Source organism: Psychrobacter sp. GP33 (genome assembly GCF_014119005.1).
In the GTDB taxonomy this organism is placed as follows: Bacteria; Pseudomonadota; Gammaproteobacteria; order Pseudomonadales; family Moraxellaceae; genus Psychrobacter.
In genome coordinates this window covers 1-5,754 of sequence record NZ_JACGYX010000021.1, presented here as the reverse complement: position 1 = coordinate 5,754, position 5,754 = coordinate 1, and the positions used below count along the sequence as shown (strand labels likewise).

The 5,754-nt window shown below is 47.9% G+C and carries 2 tRNA genes and 3 rRNA genes; all 5 read left to right on the top strand.

What is annotated here, in order from left to right:
* The first annotated feature begins 452 nt into the window (after positions 1-452).
* The 5 genes from H2245_RS11920 to rrf all read left to right on the top strand — a co-directional run bounded on the left by H2245_RS11920 (position 453) and on the right by rrf (position 5,746).
* Positions 453-1,991: ribosomal RNA gene (locus H2245_RS11920) — 16S ribosomal RNA — on the top strand.
* Positions 1,992-2,066: 75 nt separating this feature from the next.
* Positions 2,067-2,143 (top strand) — tRNA-Ile (locus H2245_RS11915).
* An 8-nt stretch (positions 2,144-2,151) separates the two neighbouring features.
* Positions 2,152-2,227 (top strand) — tRNA-Ala (locus H2245_RS11910).
* Positions 2,228-2,586: 359 nt separating this feature from the next.
* Positions 2,587-5,448 (top strand): 23S ribosomal RNA (locus H2245_RS11905).
* A gap of 184 nt (positions 5,449-5,632) precedes the next feature.
* Positions 5,633-5,746: ribosomal RNA gene (rrf, locus tag H2245_RS11900) — 5S ribosomal RNA — on the top strand.
* Together the 16S, 23S and 5S rRNA genes with 2 tRNA genes alongside form the textbook arrangement of a ribosomal RNA operon.
* The last annotated feature ends 8 nt before the right edge of the window (positions 5,747-5,754 follow it).

Sequence of the window (5,754 nt, the reverse complement as noted above, 5' to 3'; positions counted from 1 at the left end):
CTTGACACCCTCATCAAACTCTATATAATACGCCCCACAGCAAAGGAAGCTAGGCAATAAGATAACAAACTTATTACCTAACTAACCAAGTTGAAACGAATTAGAATAAAAGCTTGACAAACATAGTTAACATGATATGATAGTCAGCTCGCTAAGCAAGATAGGCCACTGGCTTTGATTGACTGGCAACGAACATCTCCTACTGGACGACAGTAGAGACACTATTTAAAAGCATAACTAAAGAACAACTTGTGTGGATTTTTGCTGATTCAGAATGCATAAAATAAAGTTGGTTTTACTTCCTTTTCGGGAGTTATTCTAACTATAAAAATTATCATTTAAGACAGTAAAAAAACTCAAAGTTAATTCATTACGAACATAATTTTTAGCGATTTTGCCAGATTAAATGAGCCAAGTTTAGAAGCTTCTTTAAAGAGCTTCATAGCAAGATTAAACTGAAGAGTTTGATCATGGCTCAGATTGAACGCTGGCGGCAGGCTTAACACATGCAAGTCGAGCGGTAACATTTCTAGCTTGCTAGAAGATGACGAGCGGCGGACGGGTGAGTAATACTTAGGAATCTACCTAGTAGTGGGGGATAGCACGGGGAAACTCGTATTAATACCGCATACGACCTACGGGAGAAAGGGGGCAGTTTACTGCTCTCGCTATTAGATGAGCCTAAGTCGGATTAGCTAGATGGTGGGGTAAAGGCCTACCATGGCGACGATCTGTAGCTGGTCTGAGAGGATGATCAGCCACACCGGGACTGAGACACGGCCCGGACTCCTACGGGAGGCAGCAGTGGGGAATATTGGACAATGGGGGCAACCCTGATCCAGCCATGCCGCGTGTGTGAAGAAGGCCTTTTGGTTGTAAAGCACTTTAAGCAGTGAAGAAGACTCCATGGTTAATACCCATGGACGATGACATTAGCTGCAGAATAAGCACCGGCTAACTCTGTGCCAGCAGCCGCGGTAATACAGAGGGTGCAAGCGTTAATCGGAATTACTGGGCGTAAAGGGAGCGTAGGTGGCTCGATAAGTCAGATGTGAAATCCCCGGGCTCAACCTGGGAACTGCATCTGATACTGTTGAGCTAGAGTATGTGAGAGGAAGGTAGAATTCCAGGTGTAGCGGTGAAATGCGTAGAGATCTGGAGGAATACCGATGGCGAAGGCAGCCTTCTGGCATAATACTGACACTGAGGCTCGAAAGCGTGGGTAGCAAACAGGATTAGATACCCTGGTAGTCCACGCCGTAAACGATGTCTACTAGTCGTTGGGTCCCTTGAGGACTTAGTGACGCAGCTAACGCAATAAGTAGACCGCCTGGGGAGTACGGCCGCAAGGTTAAAACTCAAATGAATTGACGGGGGCCCGCACAAGCGGTGGAGCATGTGGTTTAATTCGATGCAACGCGAAGAACCTTACCTGGTCTTGACATATCTAGAATCCTGCAGAGATGCGGGAGTGCCTTCGGGAATTAGAATACAGGTGCTGCATGGCTGTCGTCAGCTCGTGTCGTGAGATGTTGGGTTAAGTCCCGCAACGAGCGCAACCCTTGTCCTTAGTTACCAGCGGGTTAAGCCGGGAACTCTAAGGATACTGCCAGTGACAAACTGGAGGAAGGCGGGGACGACGTCAAGTCATCATGGCCCTTACGACCAGGGCTACACACGTGCTACAATGGTAGGTACAGAGGGCAGCTACACAGCGATGTGATGCGAATCTCAAAAAGCCTATCGTAGTCCAGATTGGAGTCTGCAACTCGACTCCATGAAGTAGGAATCGCTAGTAATCGCGGATCAGAATGCCGCGGTGAATACGTTCCCGGGCCTTGTACACACCGCCCGTCACACCATGGGAGTTGATTGCACCAGAAGTGGATAGCCTAACCCTCGGGGAGGCGTTCACCACGGTGTGGTTGATGACTGGGGTGAAGTCGTAACAAGGTAGCCGTAGGGGAACCTGCGGCTGGATCACCTCCTTATAGACGCATTCGGTCAGCAAGAATTCACAACAAGTTGTTCTTTAGTTAAAGCTTACGTTTATTGCAAGCGTAATTGGGTCTGTAGCTCAGCTGGTTAGAGCACCGTGTTGATAACGCGGGGGTCAGTGGTTCAAGTCCACTTAGACCCACCATTTTATATGGGGCCATAGCTCAGTTGGTAGAGCGCCTGCCTTGCACGCAGGAGGTCAACGGTTCGACTCCGTTTGGCTCCACCACTATAAACTGCTTTAGATGCTAATAAATAAAATAGGTATAAATAGAAACAAGTGATTCAGCCAACTGGCATTGATTACTTCTTTCTGTTTTATACAGAATCTGTGACTCGACGAGAGCATAGAGACTATTTAAAAACATAGATATGAGTCTGGGTTAGAACAACATGTTCACGTGTTGTTCTAACCTTGATAATCAACCTCTTAACGACATCAGTTGTTATCCCAGAGGTTGGTTATCAAAAAAGTAAAGAGAACTGAATCAAGCGTATAAACATAGGTGATATCGTTATCATAATTAGACTGATATAACACTTTGAAGTTAAAATCTATTTATAGATTAAGACTACTTGGGGTTGTATGGTCAAGTAATGAAGCGCACATGGTGGATGCCTTGGCAGTCAGAGGCGATGAAAGACGTGACAGCCTGCGATAAGCTTCGGGGAGGCGGCAATATCCTGTGATCCGGAGATTTCTGAATGGGGAAACCCACCTAGCATAAGCTAGGTATCTTGTACTTGTACAAGAGGCAAACGAGGGGAAGTGAAACATCTCAGTACCCTTAGGAAAAGACATCAAATGAGATTCCCCAAGTAGCGGCGAGCGAACGGGGAGAAGCCGATTAATGCTAATGTAGAAGAACAGCGTGGGAAAGCTGACCGTAGTAGGTGATAGTCCTGTATTCGAAACATTAGCGTTAACATATTAAGTAGGGCGGGACACGAGAAATCCTGTCTGAAGATGGGGGGACCATCCTCCAAGGCTAAATACTCCTGACTGACCGATAGTGAACCAGTACCGTGAGGGAAAGGCGAAAAGAACCCCTGTGAGGGGAGTGAAATAGAACCTGAAACCGTGTGCGTACAAGCAGTAGGAGCCTCAATTTATTGGGGTGACTGCGTACCTTTTGTATAATGGGTCAGCGACTTATATTCTGTAGCAAGGTTAACCGTTTAGGGGAGCCGTAGGGAAACCGAGTCTTAATAGGGCGTTTAGTTGCAGGGTATAGACCCGAAACCGAGTGATCTATCCATGAGCAGGTTGAAAGTGCCGTAACAGGCACCGGAGGACCGAACCCACTGTCGTTGAAAAGCCAGGGGATGACTTGTGGATAGGGGTGAAAGGCTAATCAAACTCGGTGATAGCTGGTTCTCCCCGAAAGCTATTTAGGTAGCGCCTCGGACGAACACCATTGGGGGTAGAGCACTGTTTCGGCTAGGGGGTCATACCGACTTACCAAACCGATGCAAACTCCGAATACCGATGAGTGATATCCGGGAGACACACAGTGGGTGCTAACGTCCATTGTGGAGAGGGAAACAACCCAGACCGCCAGCTAAGGCCCCAAATTCCTAGTTAAGTGGGAAACGAGGTGGGAAGGCATAGACAGCTAGGAGGTTGGCTTAGAAGCAGCCATCCTTTAAAGAAAGCGTAATAGCTCACTAGTCGAGTCGGCCTGCGCGGAAGATGTAACGGGGCTCAAACTAGGAGCCGAAGCTGCGGATTTGAATTTGTTTTCAAGTGGTAGGGGAGCGTTGTGTAAGCCTGTGAAGGTGTGTCGTAAGGCATGCTGGAGGTATCACAAGAGCGAATGCTGACGTGAGTAACGATAATGCGAGTGAAAAGCTCGCACGCCGGAAGATCAAGGGTTCCAGTCCAACGTTAATCGGGGCTGGGTGAGTCGACCCCTAAGGCGAGGCCGAAAGGCGTAGTCGATGGGAAATCGGTTAATATTCCGATACTTGTTTATAATGCGATGGAGGGACGGAGAAGGTTATGTCAGCCTGGCGTTGGTTGTCCAGGTGAAAGGATGTAGGCTTACAGTTTAGGCAAATCCGGACTGTAATATGGCTGAGATCTGATAGCAAGCTGTACTTGTACAGCGAAGTGGCAAATACCATGCTTCCAGGAAAAGCTTCTAAGCAATAGTTATAAACGAATCGTACCCTAAACCGACACAGGTGATCAGGTAGAGAATACCAAGGCGCTTGAGAGAACTCTGCTGAAGGAACTAGGCAAAATGGTACCGTAACTTCGGGAGAAGGTACGCTGTTGATGGTGATAGGACTTGCTCCTTGAGCTTTCGACAGTCGCAGATACCAGGCTGCTGCAACTGTTTATTAAAAACACAGCACTCTGCAAACACGAAAGTGGACGTATAGGGTGTGATGCCTGCCCGGTGCTGGAAGGTTAATTGATGGGGTTAGCGTAAGCGAAGCTCTTGATCGAAGCCCCAGTAAACGGCGGCCGTAACTATAACGGTCCTAAGGTAGCGAAATTCCTTGTCAGGTAAGTTCTGACCTGCACGAATGGCATAATGATGGCAGCGCTGTCTCCAGCAGAGACTCAGTGAAATCGAAATCGCAGTGAAGATGCTGTGTACCCGCGGCTAGACGGAAAGACCCCGTGAACCTTTACTACAGCTTTACATTGAACTTTGACCTGACTTGTGCAGGATAGGTGGGAGGCTTTGAAGCAGACACGCTAGTGTTTGTGGAGCCAATCTTGAAATACCACCCTGGTCATGTCGGGGTTCTAACTCAGGTATAACAATACCGAGGACAATGTATGGTGGGTAGTTTGACTGGGGCGGTCTCCTCCTAAAGAGTAACGGAGGAGTACGAAGGTGCGCTCAGAACGGTCGGAAATCGTTCATAGAGTATAAAGGCAAAAGCGCGCTTAACTGCGAGACCCACAAGTCGAGCAGGTACGAAAGTAGGTCTTAGTGATCCGGTGGTTCTGTATGGAAGGGCCATCGCTCAACGGATAAAAGGTACTCTGGGGATAACAGGCTGATACCGCCCAAGAGTTCATATCGACGGCGGTGTTTGGCACCTCGATGTCGGCTCATCTCATCCTAGGGCTGAAGCAGGTCCTAAGGGTATGGCTGTTCGCCATTTAAAGAGGTACGCGAGCTGGGTTTAGAACGTCGTGAGACAGTTCGGTCCCTATCTACCGTGGGCGTTGGAAATTTGAGAGGATCTGCTCCTAGTACGAGAGGACCAGAGTGGACGAACCTCTGGTGTTCGGGTTGTCACGCCAGTGGCATTGCCCGGTAGCTACGTTCGGATGGGATAACCGCTGAAAGCATCTAAGCGGGAAGCCCACCTCAAGATTAGATTTCCCTAAAGAGCCGTTGAAGACTACGACGTTGATAGGCAGGGTGTGGAAGTGCAGCGATGCATGTAGCTAACCTGTACTAATTGCTCGTTTGGCTTGACCATACAACACCCAAGTGGTTTGTATGAACAGCTCTAATTAATCTATCTTGTATAAGCGTAAGCTTATAGAATATATATATTTCGATATCACCTTTAACCTTGATTCAGTTGGGTTACAAGTTGGTCGACCAATAGATACTATCTTGACGTCAAAACAATAATAACAGACTCATATCTAACCCCCTTTGCTGACGACAATAGCACGATGGAACCACCTGATCCCTTCCCGAACTCAGAAGTGAAACATCGTCGCGCCAATGGTAGTGTGGTTCGCCCATGTGAGAGTAGGTCATCGTCAGCTCTCTATTC